The sequence below is a fragment of the Rubrobacter marinus genome, assembly GCF_011492965.1.
GTDB lineage: Bacteria > Actinomycetota > Rubrobacteria > Rubrobacterales > Rubrobacteraceae > Rubrobacter_F > Rubrobacter_F marinus.
This window is the reverse complement of record NZ_CP045122.1, coordinates 222,569-241,858: the sequence shown is the minus strand read 5'-3', so window position 1 is coordinate 241,858 and position 19,290 is coordinate 222,569. Positions and strand designations below refer to the sequence as shown.

Genomic DNA, 19,290 nt, shown 5'->3' with positions numbered 1-19,290 from the left:
TGCCGGAGGCGGACGGGGAGGACCGACGGCGCGTCGTGGCCGCGAGAGGGGTTTCGAGGCCACCGGATCCACTCGAAGGGGGTTTGCGCGACCGGACGGTCCCGCCGGTGCGGTAGGAGACGTCAGCGAGTAATATGGCCCGACAAAGGCGACGGCTGGGCCGGGAGGGAGGCCGATGGAGCTCGGGACGTTCGGACCGGGAGACGAGTTGCTATTGTACGACGGATCTCGCGCAGAGGTGCTCGCCCCCTCCGAAGACGGACGTTCGATAAGGGCGCGCTACGTCGAGTCACCCCATGATCCCTCGCTAGTCGGAACGGAGGACCTGATAATCGCGCGCATGGTGGCCGCTTTCACGCCCGCGCCGCCGGGCCCCGAGTGGGGCGAACGGGTGGCCGTGGTCGTATATCATGTCTCCGAGACCGAGGAATCGGAGGAGGGGTACGAGGCCGTAACCATGGGCGGCGTGCCGTTCGGAGCCCTCGTGACCGCCTCGGATGCGGAATCGCCCTACCAAGCGGTCGACCGACTCCTCGGCGCGCTGAGGGCGTTCGGCTACTCTGGTGCGGTGGCCGTCGAGGACGTGACGGAGCCCGGCAGTTCCGAGCGCTACGAGATCGGGGCGGTCGAGTAGACCGTCGAGCTCCGAACCGTGGCGAGGACGGTTGCGTTTCCGCACCGTCCCGGCGCCGACGACGCTTGCCGCAAAGCGTGCTCGTATCTAAACCGCGGTGCTGGTCGGCCTCGCGGCGCGCTGCCCGAGGCGCACGCTCCGCGATGCGACCGAGAAAGGAAAATGCTCGTATGATCGAGACGAAGGGGGCTCCGGGTTCGCGTGGCCTGCGAAGCGCGCCCGTTCCCCGGAACATGCTCGGCGCCGACAACGAGATCGCGTTTCGCCGCTCGGGCTCCGATGTCGTGTTGCTTGGGAGTACGGCCGCGCCGAGAACCTTCGGTGGTAAAGACGGCCGTCCGTGAGCCTCTCCAGGTCGGAGCACATGGCGCGGGTGAAGGGGAAGAACACCTCCCCGGAGCGCCTGCTGCGTTCCGCTCTGTGGCGTGCCGGTATGCGGTACCGCCTGAACTACAAGGCGCCGATGGGGCGTCCAGACGTGGTTTTCCCGGGAGCGAGGGTTGCGGTTTTCGTGGACGGATGCTTCTGGCACGGGTGTCCGGCCCACTATTCGCGGCCTAGATCCAGCGAGGAGTTCTGGTCCGGAAAGCTGCTCGCCAACGTCGAGCGCGACAGCAGACTGACTTTGGGCCTCGAAGCTGCGGGCTGGCGCGTGGTGAGGGTCTTCGAGCATGAGGTCTATCAGGAACTCGACAAGGTGGTTCGGGTGGTCGAGGCGGCGATGCGTGGGGAACGGCTGCCGGACGAGCGCGACTGGCGCGTGAGTCGTGTGGATCCGGTCCCGCAGGAAGGAGAAGGTTGGGAGAGGCGGGAGCTTCGCCTGCTCCGCGCATGGGACGTGGTGCGCCACGAGGTCGGTCCCAGGAAGACCGGACGCGACAAAGGCCGACCGAAGGGTCCCCGTGCTGCTCGCGGGTCCGCTCGCGGACGAACGTCGGCGAGGCCGAAGAGGCGATCCGGTTGAACCTGCCGAGGCAGGACGACCGGGAGTTTCTGCGCAGCAAGGTCCGCCCGCAGTACGAGGAAGGCAGTGGCGAGGTCAAAGTGGTCGACCTCTTCTCGGGCTGTGGGGGAATGGCTCTCGGGGTGGCTCACGCCGCACACCTGAAAGGGAAAGCCGTCCGCGTCCCGCTGGCGATCGACGAGGACGAGGATGCTATCGGCGTCTTCGGGGACAACTTCGCCAACGCCGACTGCCACCGAGACGACGTGTGCGAGTGGTTCGACGGGGCTTTGGAAGACCGGATTACCGGAGCGGAGCGGAGGACCAGGGCCCATACGGGCTCCGGCGTCCACTTTCTTTTGGGGGGTCCCCCCTGCCAAGGCAACTCGAACCTGAACAACCACACGCGGCGCAACGATCCGCGCAACGCCCTCTATGCTCGGATGGCCCGGGCGGCGCGCGTCTTGGAGGCCAAGTTCGTGATCGTGGAGAACGTGGCGGACGTGCTGAAAGACCAGGGGAAGGTCGTCGAAGCCACCAAAGAAGCATTGGATCGTTATGGATACCGGGTACACGATGCGGTAGTCGACCTGTGGCCGGTGGGCGTGCCCCAGCGCCGCAGGCGGCACATCCTATTTGCTAGTCGAGACCACGAGGTCGTGCCCACGAAGGTACTCGAGGCATTGCAGGACGATACGGAGCGTCACGGGCGCGACCTGAGATGGGCCATATCCGATCTCGAACGCGTCGCACCGGAGGGTGGGTTCGACAGCCCTTCGATCCCCAAAGGAGACAATGTATGGCGCATGAAGTGGCTTTTCGACGAGGACGAGTACGATCTGCCCAACGACCTGCGTCCTCCTTGTCATCGCGATAATCCCGGCCACACCTACTACTCCGTGTACGGCCGCCTCCGCTGGGATCAGCCCGCGCCGACCATCACGACCGGGTTCGGCTCGATGGGGCAGGGGCGGTACGTCCACCCTTCCCAGCGGCGCACGATCACCCCGCACGAGGCTGCCCGCATACAGACCTTCCCCGACTTCTTCGACTTCGGGGCGACGCACAAGCGCACTGCCTGGGCGCGGATGATCGGAAATGCCGTCCCGCCCCTTCTCACCATGCGCATCGCGGAACACGCGCTCGGAAGCGTCGGCGCAACGGACCGCAAGGTCGCCCCGAGGAGCCACGAACGGCAGGCGCAGTTGTCCGCGACGGGGTAGAATGCTGTCGGGGGAAAGCGCTGCCTTGTTTCGGGCAGGTGTTCGTAGGTCGTTTTGCAGCAGCAGGCTAGGGGAACCGTGGACGCCGAGTGGCGCACGTGGGATTACGAGAGGTGGAACGAGCGGCTCGTCGCCTACTGTTTCCGCGGCGATGGAAGCTTCCTCGACAAACCCGTAGAGCGTATCCCGGCTACCCCCGAAGAGCTCCTGGAGGTCGTGGGCGACCGCTCCGCAGCCCCGGAAGACGTAGCAGGAACCTTCGTCGAGACCGTTCTGTCGCAGATGCCACCCGGCATCAGTTTCGAGGGGTTCTGCGGAGACTACCGGGGGTGGACGCCTTTCCACGACCGGCCTCCCCGTTTCTTCGCCGCCCTCTGGTTCACCTGTCTGGTGGCCTACGGTTTTCCTCCGGGCGACGACGGGTTCCATGCAAGGATGGAGCGGCTGTTCGGGCGCTACCAGCATCTGAGGCACCTGCCGATGTTCTGGGAGGACCTCGCGTCATGGATCGCCAGGAGAGCGTCGTCCTCCGACGGCTACAGAGAGCTCGTGCTCCCGCCATACGACAGCTACCGCAAGATCATAGGGCCGTCCTGGTTCCTCGCCTTCCCGCACCGCCGTGACCGACACACGCTGCGGCTGCTCTTGGTACAGAGGGATCTGGTCGGGGAGGAGCCTCCCATAGCGCCCGTGGTAGCCGCACTGGAGGAGAACGAAGCATCGTTTGGCGAGTCCTTCCGCCGGGATCTCGAGGAGTTCGTCGACAACTTCGTGGAAGTCGGCGCCGATGTGCGCGAGAGCGCCTTCTGGAGGGCCATACGCCAGGAAGCATTGCCCCCTCGCGAGGAGAGTCCGGGCACTCCCGAAGAAGCCATGAATGTCGGGCTCATGGCCTTCACCGACGACGGCGAGCTCTTCCCATACGTTGCTTGCTCGGATCGGGTGCGACCGCCCGCGGGTTTCTCCGTGCGCGACCTCGAGGACGAGATCGGGGGGTTCTCCCGCTTCCTCGTCGCGGACCGACCCGGCGAGGCGGAGGAGTCGGGGATGGACGGCGCGGCAATCGCGGCCCTCGAGGGAAGGCTTCGCGTCCCGAAAGTTTCCATGCATGCCGGACGCGGCGTGCTGGTGTTTCGAGAGTTGATAACCAACGAATACCGGCTCGTAGGGGCTCCGAAGCGAACGAAGCCGACGTAGCATTGGTGAGGGATGACAAGGTCCGAGCGTTCGGGCGGGCCTACGGTGGGACGGCCCGCCCGTCGCGGGTCCCGGCTGGCAACAGGTGACGGGTTGCAAGGTCGTCGTCCGGGCCGAGGCCCCGCGGGCCTCGAAGAGGCGAAGCACCTGCAGGAGACCATGATCCCCCCATCGGTGCGCCTCGCGGGCGGTGTCCGCACCGGGGCCGGATTCTACGCCTTCCCCGGCTTCCTGCCGGTGGTGCGGTTCGACGCAGCCGAGCGGGTCGAAGTCCTGGACGAGGAAGAAGCTTTGGTAGACGAGGCGAGCCCATCCTCTGCGGAGGGCGACGAGTGGCGACTTCCGGAGTGGTTGGCTCGGCGGGCCCCCGGTCGATGGACCATTCGGGTGTCGTGGCATGACCCCGAAGGCCACGCCCGCCGTAGCGAGACCACGCTCGTGCTGGTCGGCAGACAGATTCCCCACGACTACAAACGCCTGCCCGCCGGTCGGTACTTCGTCGAATCCTGCGCTCCCGGGACCGGCGAGACGGAGGGCGGGCGGGACATCCCCTAGGTATCGCGTCCGGGGACTCGGCGACGAGAACGTCGGCGTGACGCCGGACCTCGTAGATCTGGAGCCGGATCTGCGTTATCTGGGCCCGGGGGTCGGCGAGTTCAGCCCGACGCCGAGAGTCGGGTTCGACTGGTTGGTGGTCGGTCCCAGGAACCGGCCCTATCTCCTCCTGTTCATCGGTGACACGGACTTCCCGACGAGACGGGCCGACCGCCGCTGCGCGGATGCCGGAGCGCGGCGCCATTGGCAGGGCGCCATCCACGACAGCCGACGCAAAGCGGTTCGCCTGCCGGACGGCCGGGTCGTTCCCGTCTCGGAGGTCCCGCGAATCGAGCGTGCCCTGCGCGAGTACGGAGACCGGGGTAGGGATCACGCGAGCGGAGCAGTCGTGGTCCCCCGCCCCACGAACGGCACCGAGGTCCGGCCACGCTGGCACGGAGTGGAGCCCGATGGTCGAGTCGGCCACCTCGCCGACGCGCTCGCCGCGCTGTCCGTGAAAAGGAGCGGGGTAAGGTTCGGCGTGCTGCTGGACCTCTTCGCGGCCATGATCGGGGTACCGTTCCGCGACGATCCCGGCCTCTACTACGACCTGATACGGGGGTGGGTCGAGGCCGGAACCATGGATGTCGCACGCGCCCAGGGCAGACGGGCGACCTATGTCGTGGCTCGTCGGCCGGGCTTCGTCGCGTTCGGAGTCGGAGGGCGCGTGCGGGCCGCCCTGCTGGGGTTGGTCCCGTCCGTGCTGGAGGGGCAGGCGCGGCGATCCGTCGGAGGCGGGTGTCTTGGCAGTGACGCCTCACTGCCTCCCTGCAGGTGGATGCCGCGCGTCGTGCGCGTCGAGTGCGACTCCCCGTCCGCTCTCTCGGAGATCTCCGCCGAGCTGGGGCTCGCCCCGCCGCGATGGCTCCGCTGGCCCCTCGGGGGCTCCGCCGAGGGGGCGCTGGACGTGAGCCCGGGGTACCAGCAAGAGGAGTTGCGCGAGGGGGCGGCCCCTGCGGGTTTCGCGACGGAGGGCCGTTGGAACTGGTACTCGGGCCGGTTCGTCGCCGTGTCGCCGGACGAAGGCCGCTCGCGCGGCGGGGGCGTCCGCGTCGAGAAACGGACCCACCGGGAACGGGCCACCATCTACGTGGTTCTGGTGGACGGCGAGGAATGGGCTTGGACCTATGCACGCAATTGGGCGCTGCTGCTCGCCTATTCCTTGGACGAGGAGTCTCCGCCCTTCGTTCTCGAGCCCCGGTCGCCCATCGCCCGTCCGGAGCGAGAGGGCGTATACCTGCCGTTGCCCATCGGCCGCCTGTGCGCCGTGCTGGGAGACGGCCTGGCCGGGCCGGTGTTGGGCAGCGACGGCGCGACGGTGGAGGAGTACAGGTACCCGATGGCCTTCGGCTATCGTCGACGGTTGGCAAAATGGATCTCCGAGGTAGGCTGCTTCTACTTCGGCCGCGGAGAAGGTTAGGGGAGGAGAACATGCAGGACCCCATCGGAAGCTTCCTGAGGATCCGGGACTTGTACCTGAGCTACCTCGACACGGCTTTCCGAATCCACGACGAAAGCGTGGCCGACGAGAGGCGGCGCCTGCTGACCACTCCGGGAACGCTCTGCACCGAGCCGCTAATCGAGCCCCTGCCCAAGTACGCGTCGGCGCCGTTCGACTTGCACGACTTGGTCGAGGCCGAAGAACCGGGGACGGACATCCTTCCCGACTTCGACACCGAGGAGCGGCGAGCCTTCGTCGAACTGGTGCTGGCAGGACTGTTCCCGTCGCGGTCCAGGACGGAGGGGGAGGACGTGCCTACCGAGCGCGTGGGCGAGTTCGCGCCCTACGCCCACCAAGTACAAATGCTCGGTCGAGGCACGCGCACGGGTTCGCCGGGCATAGTGACCTCGGGCACGGGTTCGGGCAAGACCGAAGCGTTCCTGCTGCCCCTACTCGCTTCCCTCTCCAAAGAGGCGAAAGGTTGGCCCGAGCCCGAGGAGGGTTTCTTGCGAAGGCGCTGGTGGCACGATCCTTCGACGGGACGTCCCTACACCAAACCCGACAAAAGAGGCAGGCCCAAGGTCCGCTACGAGGCCATACCGCCGCAGCTACGGCCCACGACGGACAACCCCAGGCGGAGCCCTTTCCGTCCGCATCGGGAGGGAGAGCAGCGGGATGCCGCGGTGCGCGCCCTCGTCCTCTATCCGATGAACGCCCTGGTCGAAGACCAAATGGTGCGGCTCAGGAGGGCTCTCGACTCGCGGGAAGCTCGGAAGGTCATGGATCGCGAGTTCGACGGCAACCGCATATTCTTCGGCAGGTACACGGGCAAAACGCCCGTCACGGGCCACGAGGACCACCCCGGTTTCCGCAACATCTTGGATGCCGACAAAAACGACCCGGGACTCGACCGCGTCGTCCCGGTTGGCGGGGCCGACGAGGACGGAGGAGTATCACTGCGGCAGGTACGGGCTTCCGAGCTGGCCCGGCGACGGCGAAGGCAGAAGGAGCTCTTCGAGCGGATGGTCGCATTGGAAGAAGACCAACGCTCCGCGCGCTACCACGCGGGAGGCACGGAAGCGGATCTCTGGCGGGCTCCCTCCGCGTTCGGAGACGAAGCCCCGTTCATGTTCCCCTCGGTCGATGGCGGGGAGGTGGTGTCGCGCTGGGACATGCAGGCTCACCCGCCCGACGTCCTCATCACCAACGTGAGCATGCTCAGCGCCATGCTGACCCGAGAGGTCGACGAGCCGATCTTCTCCAAGACCCGCGAGTGGTTGGAGAAGCCGGACTCGTACTTCTATCTGATCCTCGACGAGTTGCACCTCCAGCGAGGCTCGGCCGGAACCGAGGTGGCCTACCTGCTGCGACTGCTACTCGACCGCCTGGGGTTGACGAGGGAGGAACACAGGCACAAACTTCGCATCTTGGCGTCCAGCGCCTCCCTGCCCGCGGAACCGGAAGAGGAGGCCCAGGCGAGCACCGAGTACCTCTGGGACATGTTCGGCCGCTTCGGCCTACCCGCGTCCACGACCTCCGAAGAGGAGGGCAAGGCCCGGTGGCGGGGTTCCATCGTGCCGGGCGAGGAGGTTCGATCGGCCCGCGAGTCGGCGGGCCTCAGCTCCCTGGACTCGCGCCCCTACCGCGACCTACTCGAGCACGCGCTCGGACAAGGGAGAGGCGAGGACATGGTTCGTGCCGAGACTGCTTCGGCCCCGGATCCGGCCGTAGACCACGAGGTCGAGCGATTGTGGCGGGCCGTCGCGTGGGACCTGGGCGTCGACGACGTCCCGGATGCGAGGGACCTGATCGAGCGCTGCGTTGAGGAGGCGTCGGCCCGGCTGGTGGCGGCGTGCTGGGACGCGGAAGAAGACCGGACTCGCGCCACGACGGTGCGACGCATCGGATGGTTCCTCTTCAAGGACCTGCGCCGGCTCGGCGGCACGCCCGCCGAGGTCCCCTTCGACGCGGCGCTCGAAGCGGTGAGGGCGCTGCTCTTCGTGCGCGGGTCCGGCGACGGGCTGCAAGGTTTCCTGAGAGGGGATGCCTCGGACGCTAGATCGTTCCGGATGCACACTTTCTTCCGCAGCATAGAGGGCTTGTACGCCCCGGCATCGAAGGAGGCGGGGGCCGGGTCCACCGAGGAGGTCTCGACGCGTGGCGTGGAGGTCGGGCGCCTCAGCGTCGAGCGGGAAGGGCGCAAGGACTACGAGATGCCCGGGGAAGGTCGGCAGTCGCTCCGGCAATTCGAGCTCCTCTACTGCGAGTGCTGTGGCGAGCTCTTTTTCGGGGGCATGCGTTCGCACGGGTCGGGCGGGGCCGGCTTCCACACGGAACTGCTGCCCCACGAGCCGCAGCTGGACGGTCTGCCGGACGCCGCAGCTTCCCAGCGTTTCGAGGAACTGTCTTTCAAGCAGTACGCGCTGTTCTGGCCCACCGGCTCCCACGACACTCGGATTCGTGGAGAGACCGGCAGCAGGGATCATGGTAGCTGGCTACGGGCATTCTTGGATCGCGAGACGGGCGTAGTCAGCAGAGTCCCCGACGGGCGTCGGGGTGGCGGTGCCCCGCCAGGCAACGTGGTCCGCGGCTTCGTCTATGAGAGGGATAATGCCCTGGACAAGCACGATCGTGGCCGACGCTCGTCCGAAACGCACGTGCCCTACGCCTGCCCCAAGTGCGGCACGGATTACTATAGACGCAGCCTCGGAATGGGGCGTCTCTCTCCCGTGCGGAACTTTCGGGCCGGTTTCGCCAAGACCACGCAGCTGCTCGCGACCGAGCTGTTCGACGCCCAGCGCGTCGCCAACCCGGAGGGCGCGAAGCTCATATCCTTCTCCGACAGCCGTCAAGACGCGGCCAAGGCCGCCCTGGACATAGAGAGCAACCATCACCAAGACCTGCGGCGCGAGCTGCTGATCGGGAACCTGCGGAGGTTCCTGGCGTCGAAGCGCGATGCGGAGGTCGTGGAGGCGGAGCTCGCAGAGATCCAGAGAGCCATATCCGCGGCGGCTGCCAGGGAAGATTTCGACGAGGTGCAGGAAGCCATGCCGCGTCGCACGGAGTTGCAAGAGGAGCTTCGCGCCTGCCTCGAGCCCTCCATCGAACTTTCCTCGGTGGTCGAGCACCCGGACGACTGGGACGCTTTCGGGCCCGGCAAGGGGGTCTCGTGGCTCATCGCGGACATGGTGCGTCGTGGCGTGCATCCCTACGACGACGCCGGGGTGGACCGGCCGGCGGGACTGAACGAACAGAACAGGACGCGCCGGTTCGACTGGGACGATCTCTTCGAGATCCGCGACGGCGAGGTCTTCTGGCGCGGGGATCCGACGTCTGACGCGACCCGCCACACCGCGCGGCGACAACTGGTGCGCGCATTCCATCGGACCATGACGGACGTCGTTTTCAGCAGGACGTACTTCTCGCCCGAAGAATCGGGCCTCGGCTACGTCACCGTGCGCCCGGACGACCTGCCGGGAGACAGGCGATCCGCGGACCGCGTGTCGCTCCTTTCCGCTCTCCTGCGGGTGATAACCGACTCCTACCGCTACGAACCCAATCCGTATCACAGAGAGGACAACGAGGTGGCCCCGTGGACCGTGTACGGCGACGTGGGGACGCGTCGGGTCAAAGACTTCGCGCGTGCCGCCTGGGGGGATGCGGCCGAGACGAGGCTCATGGAGGCCATCGACGACCTCGGGCGAGCCGGCCACGGAGGCGGCATCGTACGCCTGCCCGCGGTCAGGATCAGGCTCGCCGAGGCCGATGACCCTTACTGGCGCTGCGGGGTCTGCTCCCGGGTCCATCTCCATCCTGGAGCCGGCGTTTGCACGCGTTGCTTTACCCAACTCCCCGAGGAGGCCGAGGGGCGCGTCGAGAGGGTGCGCAGAGACAACTTCCTCGCGAGGAAGGTCGTCCGCGGCATGGCACCCGAGACCTCGAACGGTCATGGTGATTCCGCGTTCCGTCTGCACTGCGAGGAGCTGACCGGGCAGACGGAGGATCCCGCCCTGCGGCAACGCAAGTTCCGGGGCATCTTCGTGCCGCGCGTCGAGGAGTTGGCGATCCGTGACGGGGAGGCGGACCCCGACGGGTCGTCGGACGGGACGACCGAGGAGAACGGCTCCTCGTCGGAGGATCGGGTGATCGACACCCGGTTACGGGTCTCGGATCGAGCCTTCGAAGCCAAGGAGACCATCGATCTGTTGACGGTCACGACGACGATGGAGGTTGGCATAGACGTAGGACCGCTGCAGACGGTTTTGCAGTCGAATATGCCGCCCCAACGTTTCAACTACCAGCAAAGGGTGGGACGCGCGGGCAGGCGTGGTCAGGCCTTCTCCATGGCGTTGACGATCTGCAGGACGCGGAGCCACGACACCTACTACTTCCACGAACCGCGCAAGATAACGGGGGACGTGCCGCCGACGCCTTTCCTGACCCGGAGGATGACCGAAATCGCGGAGCGGTTCGTCAGGAAGAGGTGGCTCGTGGACGCGTTCTCGCGTCTCCGCGAGGAGGACAGGTCCCGCCCCCTGGGGCTGTACCCTGGGGACCTGATGTCCCCACCAGATATACACGGAGAGTTCTTGCCGACCAATACGTACCTCGACGGACGCTCCGGTTGGCCGGCTCGCCTGCGTGACGCCCTCGGAGCGACACGTCCTATGGCCGAGGCATTCCGCGACTTGCTGAACGCGGATGGAGATCTCGAACGCCCTCTGGCGGCGGACGCCGAGAGACTGCTACGGGAGATGGACGACAGCCTCCGTTCGGGGGTAGCCCGCGGGTTGGCCCACAGCCTCGCGGAGCTGGGTCTGCTGCCCATGTACGGCATGCCGACGCGCGTGCGCGACCTTTACCTTGGCTTGGGCATCGAGGACAACAGGCCGGTGGCGCGATCCATAGACCGGGACCTCGACGTGGCGATCTACGAATTCGCTCCCGGCGCCACGGTGGTGAAAGACAAGCACGAGCATCGGTGCGTCGGGATCACCCCGTCCCTGGGGCTGCCGGAGTACGTCCCGAACCGGGAAGACGCCGATGCGATAGGTTTCCAGGGTAGTCCCTTCGGCGAGATGTTCCGTATGGTCCAGTGCCCGGCGTGCAGCGCCTGGGCTCGTCTGGGCGACACGGAGGGGGTCGAGGAGATACGGTGCGAGGCTTGCAGTGCCTTCGTGTCCGTCGACGCCGGCAGGGACTGCGCCGTCCCGAACGCCTTCCGTACCGACTTCGGGCCCGTGGCGAAAGACGAACCGTCGGTGGGTACGCGGCATCGGTCCGTCCAAGCCGAAGGCAAGTCCCTCGGGCTCCGGCCGTGCGAGCTGGACGCGAACGTCGGATTCCGGGCTCGGGCGCGGGTGGCTTTCGATCCCCGGGCGCGCACGTACCGCCTGAACCGAGGACCGCTGGTCGAAGGCGAGCCGATGGGGTTCGAGTTCTCCCGCGGAAGCCAGCGCGTGCGACTCGGACGCGGTCACATCCGTCTGCCGGACCAAGCCGTGGTCGACGGCCCGAATCTGCCTGGCTTCGAAGCGAGCGGTGGGGAAGAACCCTTATGGCTGGCTGCCCCGAAGACGACCGACTCCTTGTACATTGCGCCGTCTGTGGTGCACGACGCTCTCTCCCTGCACAGGTTGCCGGCGCGCTCCCGAAGTTCCGACGATTACGTCGTCTTTCGATGGCAGGGCGTCAGGGCGGCGGCCTTGTCCGCAACCTTCCTCGTCGCGGACCGGGCCGCTGCAGGGTTGGACATCGACCCGTCGGAGCTCGAGGTTCTCGAACCGCGTCCGTATGGGGTGGAGCCGCGCCTGCCGCTTCTGCAGATCACGGACGAGTTGGTGAACGGGGCGGGCTTCTGTCGCAACCTCAGCGAATCCGACGGCGGCGCACCCAAGATCTTGCGCATCCTGCTCTCGATACTTACGGACCGCGACGAGTACCCGCTAGACCGTTTGCTGGCCGAAGACCACGAAGACTGCGATACCGCCTGCTACCGTTGCCTGCTAAGGTACGGCAATCAGCCGTACCACGGCCTCCTCGACTGGCGGCTCGGCCTCACCTACATCCGGGCAATGCTGGACCCGGGTTTCTCGTGCGGCTTGGACGGCGAGTTCGCCGACCTGGGGCTCGAGCGTTGGCAGAGCACGGCCGGGCGCTTGGCCGAAGAGATGGTGCGGCGCTTCGGCGGTGAGTCTCGCGACTTCGCGGACGGGATGGTCCCAGCCTTCCGGTTGGACTCCCGCGGCGGTGTAATGCCGCGGTGGGTCCTGATAGCCCATCCTCTCTGGGACTGGGATGGGTCCGAGAAACCCCCGCCCGACACGGTACTGGCGACGGCGGAGGAAGAGGCTTCGCTGGACGGCCCGGTGGACTGCTGGGACACGTTCAACCTGATGCGCCGGCCGGTGCAAGTCCGGGAGTGGATACGCGAAGGCCGCTGGTGACCCGGTGGAGCGGTCGGAACACGCGCTGCCTTCGCTGCCCCCCGTTCTCCGCGAGATCCGTCCTCCGGAGGTCTTGAGTCCTTCCCGTTTCCCGGACCTCCGTCGATGCCCGCTGTCCGTGGTTCATGGGTTGCGAGAAGAAGATCTCCTTCCCCCCAACCCCCTCGCGATACTGGGCGAACTCATCCACGCCGTCAGGCACGAACTACGGGGCAGACCGCTCGGGTCCGACGAGGAGGTCAGAGACGCGGTGGATGCCACCTTCGGAGCCGCGAAGGCGAAAATCGAGGCCGAACTCGCAGGCGACCCGTCTACGCGGCGCTTCGTTCCGCTCGACCGGGCCATCGACCGGACCAGTTGGCTGGAGAGGACGACGTCGCTGCGAGAGTGGGTCGCCGTCTCGTCGGGCCCGTCCCGCACCGGAGCCCATCGGGGCCGAGGATATCCTCGGGCTATGGGGGAGCCGGGGCGAAACCGCAGTGAGACCTCGCCGGGGGTTCCCATCGGCTCCGAGCGCGCTTTGCGAGTGCCCGCCCTGCGCCTCTCGGGACGTCCCGATCTCATCGAGCGAGGTCTCGACGGCGTCCTGCACGTCGTCGACTTCAAGACCGGGCGTGTCGCGGACGAGAACGGCCATCCTCCGGAAGCGTACGCGCTTCAGGTGCGGTTGTACGGCTTGATGATCGAGCGGATCGATCCTTCTGCCACCGTGAAGTTGTGGCTGCAAGGCAATGAGCGCGTAGAAGTCCCCTGGGACGAGGCCGCGCGGACCGAGACCGAGACGCTGCTGAATGCCAGCCTAGAGGGACTGCCGCCTGGGCGGAACGTCCCCGCCGAGTCTCTCGCACGCGAGGGACCGCACTGCGGGCGATGCCGTATCCGGCATCGCTGCCCCCGTTACCGGCGCGTGGCTCCCTCGTGGTGGAGGAGTACGTCGACTGCCGGGCCGGTCGCCCCATTCGACATCTGGGGAGGGGTGCTCGAAGCGATCCCCGAAGGAGGACTGTCTTACGAACTGCTACTTCTCGATGCGGCCGGCCGTAAGGTACGTGTCTCCGGCCTAGAGGCTGAGCCGAGCGTAGGAGATTTGCGTGGCGACGACTTCGTCTGGCTCTTCGGTCTGGAGCCGAGCGAGAAGTTGCCGCATCACGGCGCGTTCGCTCATCCTCGCAATTTTCATGGGAGGAGCCCGGGGCGTTCGTGGCCGTCGGCACTGCGACTTCGCGTGTTCGTCGAAGAGGCCGGTCCGTCCGAGTAGCAACCTCTCGCCGGATCGGCGAAGGCGACGGGTGGGCCTGGACGTTCCGCGTTTCCCGGCCATGGGCCGAGTCGAGGCGGCGGCTATGTCCGCCGCTCGAGCCGGTCGGGTACACTGAGGCGAACCCCCGAAACGACCGCGTATACGAGAGGGAGAGGCGTGTCCGCTTCCGAAGCCCGGCAATCAGTCGATTCACGCCCATACAAGATGACCATAAGCCTGAACGTGCTCAACCACCTGGGCATCGGTCTCTACAGCAACGTTCCCGCCGTGTTATCGGAGGTGGTCGCGAACGCATGGGACGCCGACGCGGAGGAAGTCACCATAAACATCGACAAAGAGAAGGGCGAGATCGTCGTCTACGACACCGGCGTCGGGATGGACGGGGACGATATCAATGCGAGGTACCTGAACGTCGGGTACCGAAAGCGAGACGACGTACCGGGCAAGACGGCCGCCGATCGGGAGCCGATGGGACGGAAAGGCATAGGGAAGCTGTCCGTGTTCTCGATAGCGGAGACCGTCGAGGTGTACAGCACGAAGAACGGCGAGCGGCATGCCTTCCGCATGAACAGCGACGACATTCAGAGACAAATCGCGGACCCCCACGCGACCGGCGAGTACCACCCGGAGGCACTGGACCCCGGTCTGGTGGATTTCGACAAAGGCACCAAGATCGTCCTGAAGGACCTCAAGAAAGGGCTGACCAGAACCGCGGAGTACCTGAGGCGGAGGTTGGCCAGACGGTTCAGCGTCATAGGGGCGGCCCACGGCTTCGAGGTGGTGCTGAACGGCGCTCCGATAGCGGCGAAGGACCGGGGTTACTACGACAAGATCGAGTTTCTTTGGCACCTGGAGGAGCTAGAGCAACTCGACGACGGGTTTTTCGAAGAGGGTAACGGCCGTCGACTCCGCGGGAACATAAGGAAACACTTTGAAGTGAGCGGCATGGTCGACGCGGAGGAAGGTTGGACGGCGCACGGGTGGATAGGGACCGTAGACGAGCAGAAAAGCATAGACGAGGACAACAACACCATCGTCGTCCTCGCCCGGGGGAAACTCATCCACGAGGACGTGCTGAAGGACTTGAAAGAGGGCGGGGTCTACTCGAAATACCTGATAGGAGAGATATACGCCGACTTCATGGATGCCAGCGACCTGCCCGACATAGTCACCAGCGATAGGCAGAGCGTCAACCAGGACGACGAACGCTACGGAAAACTGAAAGCCTACGTGCGGACCATCCTCAAAAACATCGAGAATCAGTGGTCCGGACTGCGCAACGAAGTCGGCACGGAACGTGCCCTGCGGCACCCGACGATCCAAGCTTGGTACGGGAGGTTGAAAGGCGACAGGAGAAAGTCTGCGCAGAAGCTCTTCGGAAGGATCGAGTCGCTGAACATGCCGGACGCGGAGGCGAAGAAGGAGCTCTACAAGTCCGGAATGCTCGCTTTCGAAAGACTTTCGCTGAACGATTCGCTCAGTACCCTCGAAGGTTTGGAGACCAAAGAGGAGCTAGAGCTGCTCTCGCGGCTCTTCGGCACGGTCGACGAGATAGAAGCCGTCCACTACTACGAGATAGCCAGGGGCAGGCTTGAGGTGGTCAAGCAATTCGAAGAGGTGCTACCGGACGCCAAAGAAAAGTTGCTTCAGCGTTACATCTTCGACCATCTCTGGTTGCTAGACCCCTCGTGGGAGCGTGCCGCTTCGAATCAGAGGATCGAAGAGGCGGTGACGAAGGAGTTCCGTGACCTCGACGCGAAGCTGACGCCCGAGGAGCGAAAAGGGCGCATCGACATCAGGTACAGGACGGCTGCCGGGAAGCACGTCATCATAGAGCTGAAGAAGTACGACCGCTCCGTGGACGCGATGGATCTCGTCGCACAGGTCCGCAAGTATAGGGATGCCTTGGACAAGTGCCTGCGGACCAAATTCCCGCACGAGCCGAGGTTGATCGAGACGATTTGCGTGCTGGGCTCGCCTCCGGCGCCGAACGACACCGATCACGCGGCGGAAAACATCAATCTGCTCCGTCAGGTGGGCGCCAGACACATCACCTACGACGAGCTCATACAAGACACTCGCAAGAGTTACGAGGAGTACCTCGCCAAGCAGAAGGAGGTTTCGGACCTGCTTGCGATGATAAACAAGTTGGACGACGACTTCGGTACCGTTGCGCCACCGTCGAGGTCGGAGCACACCGACTCGTGATGCTCGGGTTCTGGGTTACGAGCGTTCGCAGCGGCCCCGACTACCCTCCCGAGGGCTGTGCTCGGAACGTTCGGGTCGTCGAGCGCGGTGTGCCGAGTCCCTGGGAGGCGAAGGGAAACCGAGCGCGCCTCCTAGGGCTCCCACCAAAAAGGCGCCCCAACTCGTGTAAGATAATTGCGCGAACGCGGCGCCTCGGCCGGAAACCCGATTTCCGGGCCGAAAACGCCGCCTCCTACGTGTAAGATAACGGCGATTATCCGACGCGAAGAACCCGGGGTTCGGGAGGCATGGATTGGCGGGCAAGAAGAAAGGCCGCAAGGCGACGAGCAAGGAGAAGGGCGACATCGTCGAGCGGGTCGTGCAGATGATGCACCGCAAGCCGGGGCTCAAGGTGCTGCGCGACCAGAAGCTTCCGGCGGCGGACGGCAGCGGCCGCATCCGCCAGTTCGACGTCGTGGTCTTGGGCACCTTCGCCGGGTACGAGACGGTGCTCCTCATCGAGTGCAAGAACTACGGGCGCAACATCAACGTCAAGGATGTGGACGCCTTCTACGGGGAGCTACAGGACGTGGGCTACGGGCCTCGCCAGGGCGTGCTCGTATCCGCGGGTACAATCGGAGCCGGGGCGCAAAGCCGCGCCCGCTCGTTGGGCCTCAAGATCTTCGAGCTCAAGGGGCTGACGGAGGACCGCCTGGATCCGGTGGTTCACGAGGCCAAGCAGCGCATCGTCTTCGCCGTGCTGGGGATCTCCAGGCTTGTGGTCTCCTCCGAGGCCGAGGGCCCCCTGGAGGTGGCCGAAACGATGGTCTTCTACGACGGCGAGGGAGAGCCGATGGGCGTGCTCCCGGACCTGGTCTGGCTCGCGTGGTTGCACGGCGTCCCCCCTTCAAAGCTCGGGGAGCGCACCCTGACCCTCGAGGCCGACGGCTGGCACCACCGCGCGGGCGACAGGCTCGTGCCGGTGCTCTCCGCCGAAGCCACGGTGGAGGTGCGGGGCGCCGTGGTGGTTTTGCCCGGCACCGCTACCCACCACTCCCTCGTGGTCCCCGAAACGGGGGCGACGCAGAAGCTCAAGGCGAGCGCGAGGTTCGACGTCGCGCCGGGCCAGTACCCCGTCCGCGAGTTCTCCGGCGAGGAGGACTTGGCGGCGTTCTTGGAGGCCGACCGCGCGGCGGTCTCGCTGACCGTCGAGAGGGTCCGGGCGCCGCGCGTGCGCATGGGCCACGTATACTGGCCCCCGAGCCAACGCGTGTGGGAGAGGATGCACGAGCTCCAAGCCGCGTTCGAGGCCGGCGACGGTCCGCCGCCCTCCCCCGACTCGCTGGACGGGATCGAGGGGTCGGAGCTCAACGAGGTGTGGGAGCCCGTATCCCCCCAGTACCTCATGCGCGCGGAACGGGAGGAGGGCGAGGATGGTCCGTGACGTGAACTCCGCCCACGATGCCGAGGTCTCCTATGGACCGGAGCCCGACCACGAGCTTTACCTGGGCGACGCCATCGGGCTGTTCCTCAACGCCAAACGCGCCAGCGGGCGGAGCCCGAGGACGATCGACGAGTACCGAAAGAAGCTCGACCTGTTCCAGCGCTGGGCGGCGCCTAGGATCCAAGGAGACGGCGAGGTGGACCTGCCGCTGGAGCTCGTCGGCCCGGACGAGGTCGAGGCGTACGCGGTTCACACGAAGCAGCGCGGCCTCTCGGACGCGAGCCGCAAGAACCACCTGGCGGTCCTGAGGAGCTTCTTCGACACCCTGCACCGGCGCCTCGGGGCCGTCGACCCCACCGCGGCTTTGGACGACGTTCGCTTCCACGAGAAGGCTCCGCGGAGGAGCTACCTCACCGAGCGCGAAGCGGGGATGCTGTTCGCCGAGATCGAGAAGGGCGCCGAGGAGGCCCTGAGAGGCTCCGCCGACGAAGCCGCCGGGGCGGGCGCCGCCGCAGGGAAGAAGCCGGGCCGGGGCAGGGACCCGCTCGTGCTGGAGGCCCTGGCGCTGAGGGACCACGCCGCGTTCTCGGTGATGGTCTACGCGGGCCTGAGGATCGAGGAGGCCGCCTCCTTGCGCGTCGAGGACCTCTCGTTTTCGCGCGGCGCCGAAGAGGTGAGGGTCGCGCGTGGCAAGGGGAACAAGGAGCGGATCGTCCCGATGAATCCGAGGCTCAGGAGGAGCTTGCGGCGTTACCTCAAGGCCCGCTCGGCGCTGCTCGGTTTGGTCGCGGGAGACCCTGGCGACCTGTTCCTCAACGAGAAGGGCTCGCGCGTCTCCGAGAACACCGTGAGGAGGCGCTTCTACCTCTGGGTGAGGAGGACGAGCATCCGGAAGTCCGGCCTCTCCCCCCACGACCTCAGGCGCACGTTCGGGACGTGGTACCTGCAGAAGAACCCGGGCCAGCACCTCGAGCTCGCCGAGCTCATGGGCCACTCCGACCTCCGGCAGGTGACCAAGTACGCGCTGGTGGAGGCCGAGAGGGCGCGGGCCGGGGTGGAAGGCTCTGAACCCCGGCCCGCCCCGCGGGCCCGCGCGCGAGGCGAAGGACCTCCTCGGTCGTCGCCCGTGGCATCGGCCGCGCGGACGACGTCCGCAATCGCGCCCGACGCGAAGAAAGGCACCCGGCATGAGGACGCTCCGCAGGTACAGGATAACGGCGCTCGTCGCCCTCATAGCCTTCCTGCCGGTCGTCTACCGGGCCTTCCCCGAGCTGGCGCTGAGTTGGCAGGTCGCCGTGGCGCTCGCCGTCGCCCTGCTCGCAGGCTACGTCGAGCACCAGAGGAGCGTGGCGCCGCAGCTGAGCCTCGCCGACAAGCGGACCTACCTGTTCGCCAGCGCCTGCGAGCCCGCGCTGGAGGACCTCCGCCGCCGGGACCCCACCGCGCGCCTGAACATCATGGAGGTGGACCGCAAGGTCTTCGAGCGCTTCGGCTCCTTCGAGCCGGTCTACACGCTCGGGATGGAGGGCGACGAGGACAAGGACCTCCGCCTCCGGCTGCGACGGGGGTGTGCGGCCAGGCGGTCGCGGACGGCGCCTTCAAGGCGGCCGACCTCGGGCTCGAGAGCGGCCCGACGTTCGGCCTCGACGCCGACCAGCTCGCAAAGACCCGCGGCCTCACCATGGTCATGAGCATGCCGGTGAAGAGGGCCAGGAAGCTAGACGACGGCACCTTCGCCCTCACGGACGAGATCGTCGGCGTCGTCAACGTCGACAGCAAGCGAGGAGGCGCCTACGACTTCTACCGGAACACCCTCGTGGGCCCGGACCGGCGTTCCCTCCTGGAGGAGCAGGAGGAGGTGCTCGGGGAGATAAGCGAGCTTTGCTCCTACATCATGAGCTGAAGCGAACGTTGCGAACG

Annotated in this window: 11 protein-coding genes; all 11 read left to right on the top strand. The window is 66.5% G+C overall.

Translation table 11 applies throughout. The annotated features are described in order from the left end of the window. Positions 1 to 175: 175 nt before the first annotated feature. The 11 genes from GBA65_RS22405 (at position 176) to GBA65_RS22355 (ending at position 19,273) form a co-directional block, all read left to right on the top strand. Complete coding sequence (locus GBA65_RS22405) at positions 176 to 634, top strand: hypothetical protein (RefSeq protein WP_166398841.1); 459 nt, start codon at positions 176 to 178, stop codon at positions 632 to 634. Positions 635 to 974: 340 nt separating this feature from the next. Next, on the top strand, positions 975 to 1,598 hold the full coding sequence (locus tag GBA65_RS22400) for a very short patch repair endonuclease (RefSeq protein ID WP_228282052.1): 624 nt from the start codon (positions 975 to 977) through the stop codon (positions 1,596 to 1,598). After that, positions 1,595 to 2,800, top strand: a complete 1,206-nt coding sequence (locus GBA65_RS22395; protein WP_166398840.1) for a DNA cytosine methyltransferase — start codon at positions 1,595 to 1,597, stop codon at positions 2,798 to 2,800. The genes GBA65_RS22400 and GBA65_RS22395 overlap by 4 nt, the downstream gene beginning before the upstream one ends. Before the next feature lie 54 nt (positions 2,801 to 2,854). Beyond that, positions 2,855 to 3,997 (top strand): hypothetical protein, encoded by a 1,143-nt coding sequence (locus tag GBA65_RS22390; RefSeq protein WP_166398839.1) that lies wholly within the window; start codon positions 2,855 to 2,857, stop codon positions 3,995 to 3,997. 159 nt (positions 3,998 to 4,156) lie between these two features. Further along, entirely contained in the window at positions 4,157 to 4,552 is a 396-nt protein-coding gene (locus tag GBA65_RS22385; RefSeq protein ID WP_166398838.1) for a hypothetical protein, read from the top strand. 37 nt (positions 4,553 to 4,589) lie between these two features. Further along, positions 4,590 to 6,011: a hypothetical protein gene (locus GBA65_RS22380; protein WP_166398837.1), complete on the top strand. Its 1,422-nt coding sequence runs from the start codon at positions 4,590 to 4,592 to the stop codon at positions 6,009 to 6,011. An 11-nt stretch (positions 6,012 to 6,022) separates the two neighbouring features. Continuing rightward, positions 6,023 to 12,478 (top strand): DEAD/DEAH box helicase, encoded by a 6,456-nt coding sequence (locus GBA65_RS22375; RefSeq protein ID WP_166398836.1) that lies wholly within the window; start codon positions 6,023 to 6,025, stop codon positions 12,476 to 12,478. Between the two features lie 4 nt (positions 12,479 to 12,482). After that, complete coding sequence (locus GBA65_RS22370) at positions 12,483 to 13,736, top strand: RecB family exonuclease (RefSeq protein WP_166398835.1); 1,254 nt, start codon at positions 12,483 to 12,485, stop codon at positions 13,734 to 13,736. A gap of 207 nt (positions 13,737 to 13,943) precedes the next feature. Further along, a complete protein-coding gene (locus GBA65_RS22365; RefSeq protein WP_166398834.1) occupies positions 13,944 to 15,947 on the top strand; it encodes a BbrUII/HgiDII family restriction enzyme in 2,004 nt (667 codons plus the stop codon). Positions 15,948 to 16,239: 292 nt separating this feature from the next. Then, positions 16,240 to 17,370 carry a restriction endonuclease gene (locus tag GBA65_RS22360; RefSeq protein WP_166398833.1) on the top strand — a complete coding sequence of 377 codons (1,131 nt, stop codon included), beginning with the start codon at positions 16,240 to 16,242 and terminating at the stop codon, positions 17,368 to 17,370. After that, positions 17,360 to 19,273, top strand: a complete 1,914-nt coding sequence (locus tag GBA65_RS22355; RefSeq protein WP_166398832.1) for a tyrosine-type recombinase/integrase — start codon at positions 17,360 to 17,362, stop codon at positions 19,271 to 19,273. Before GBA65_RS22360 ends, GBA65_RS22355 begins: the two co-directional genes overlap by 11 nt. The last annotated feature ends 17 nt before the right edge of the window (positions 19,274 to 19,290 follow it).

What these genes read in the sequence shown, in the direction of transcription:
- GBA65_RS22405 (WP_166398841.1), top strand. Translation starts at nt 176, where the DNA reads ATGGAGCTCGGGACGTTCGGACCGGGAGACGAGTTGCTATTGTACGAC.
- GBA65_RS22365 (WP_166398834.1), top strand. Translation starts at nt 13,944, where the DNA reads ATGACCATAAGCCTGAACGTGCTCAACCACCTGGGCATCGGTCTCTAC.
- GBA65_RS22385 (WP_166398838.1), top strand. Translation starts at nt 4,157, where the DNA reads ATGATCCCCCCATCGGTGCGCCTCGCGGGCGGTGTCCGCACCGGGGCC.
- GBA65_RS22375 (WP_166398836.1), top strand. Translation starts at nt 6,023, where the DNA reads ATGCAGGACCCCATCGGAAGCTTCCTGAGGATCCGGGACTTGTACCTG.
- GBA65_RS22355 (WP_166398832.1), top strand. Translation starts at nt 17,360, where the DNA reads ATGGTCCGTGACGTGAACTCCGCCCACGATGCCGAGGTCTCCTATGGA.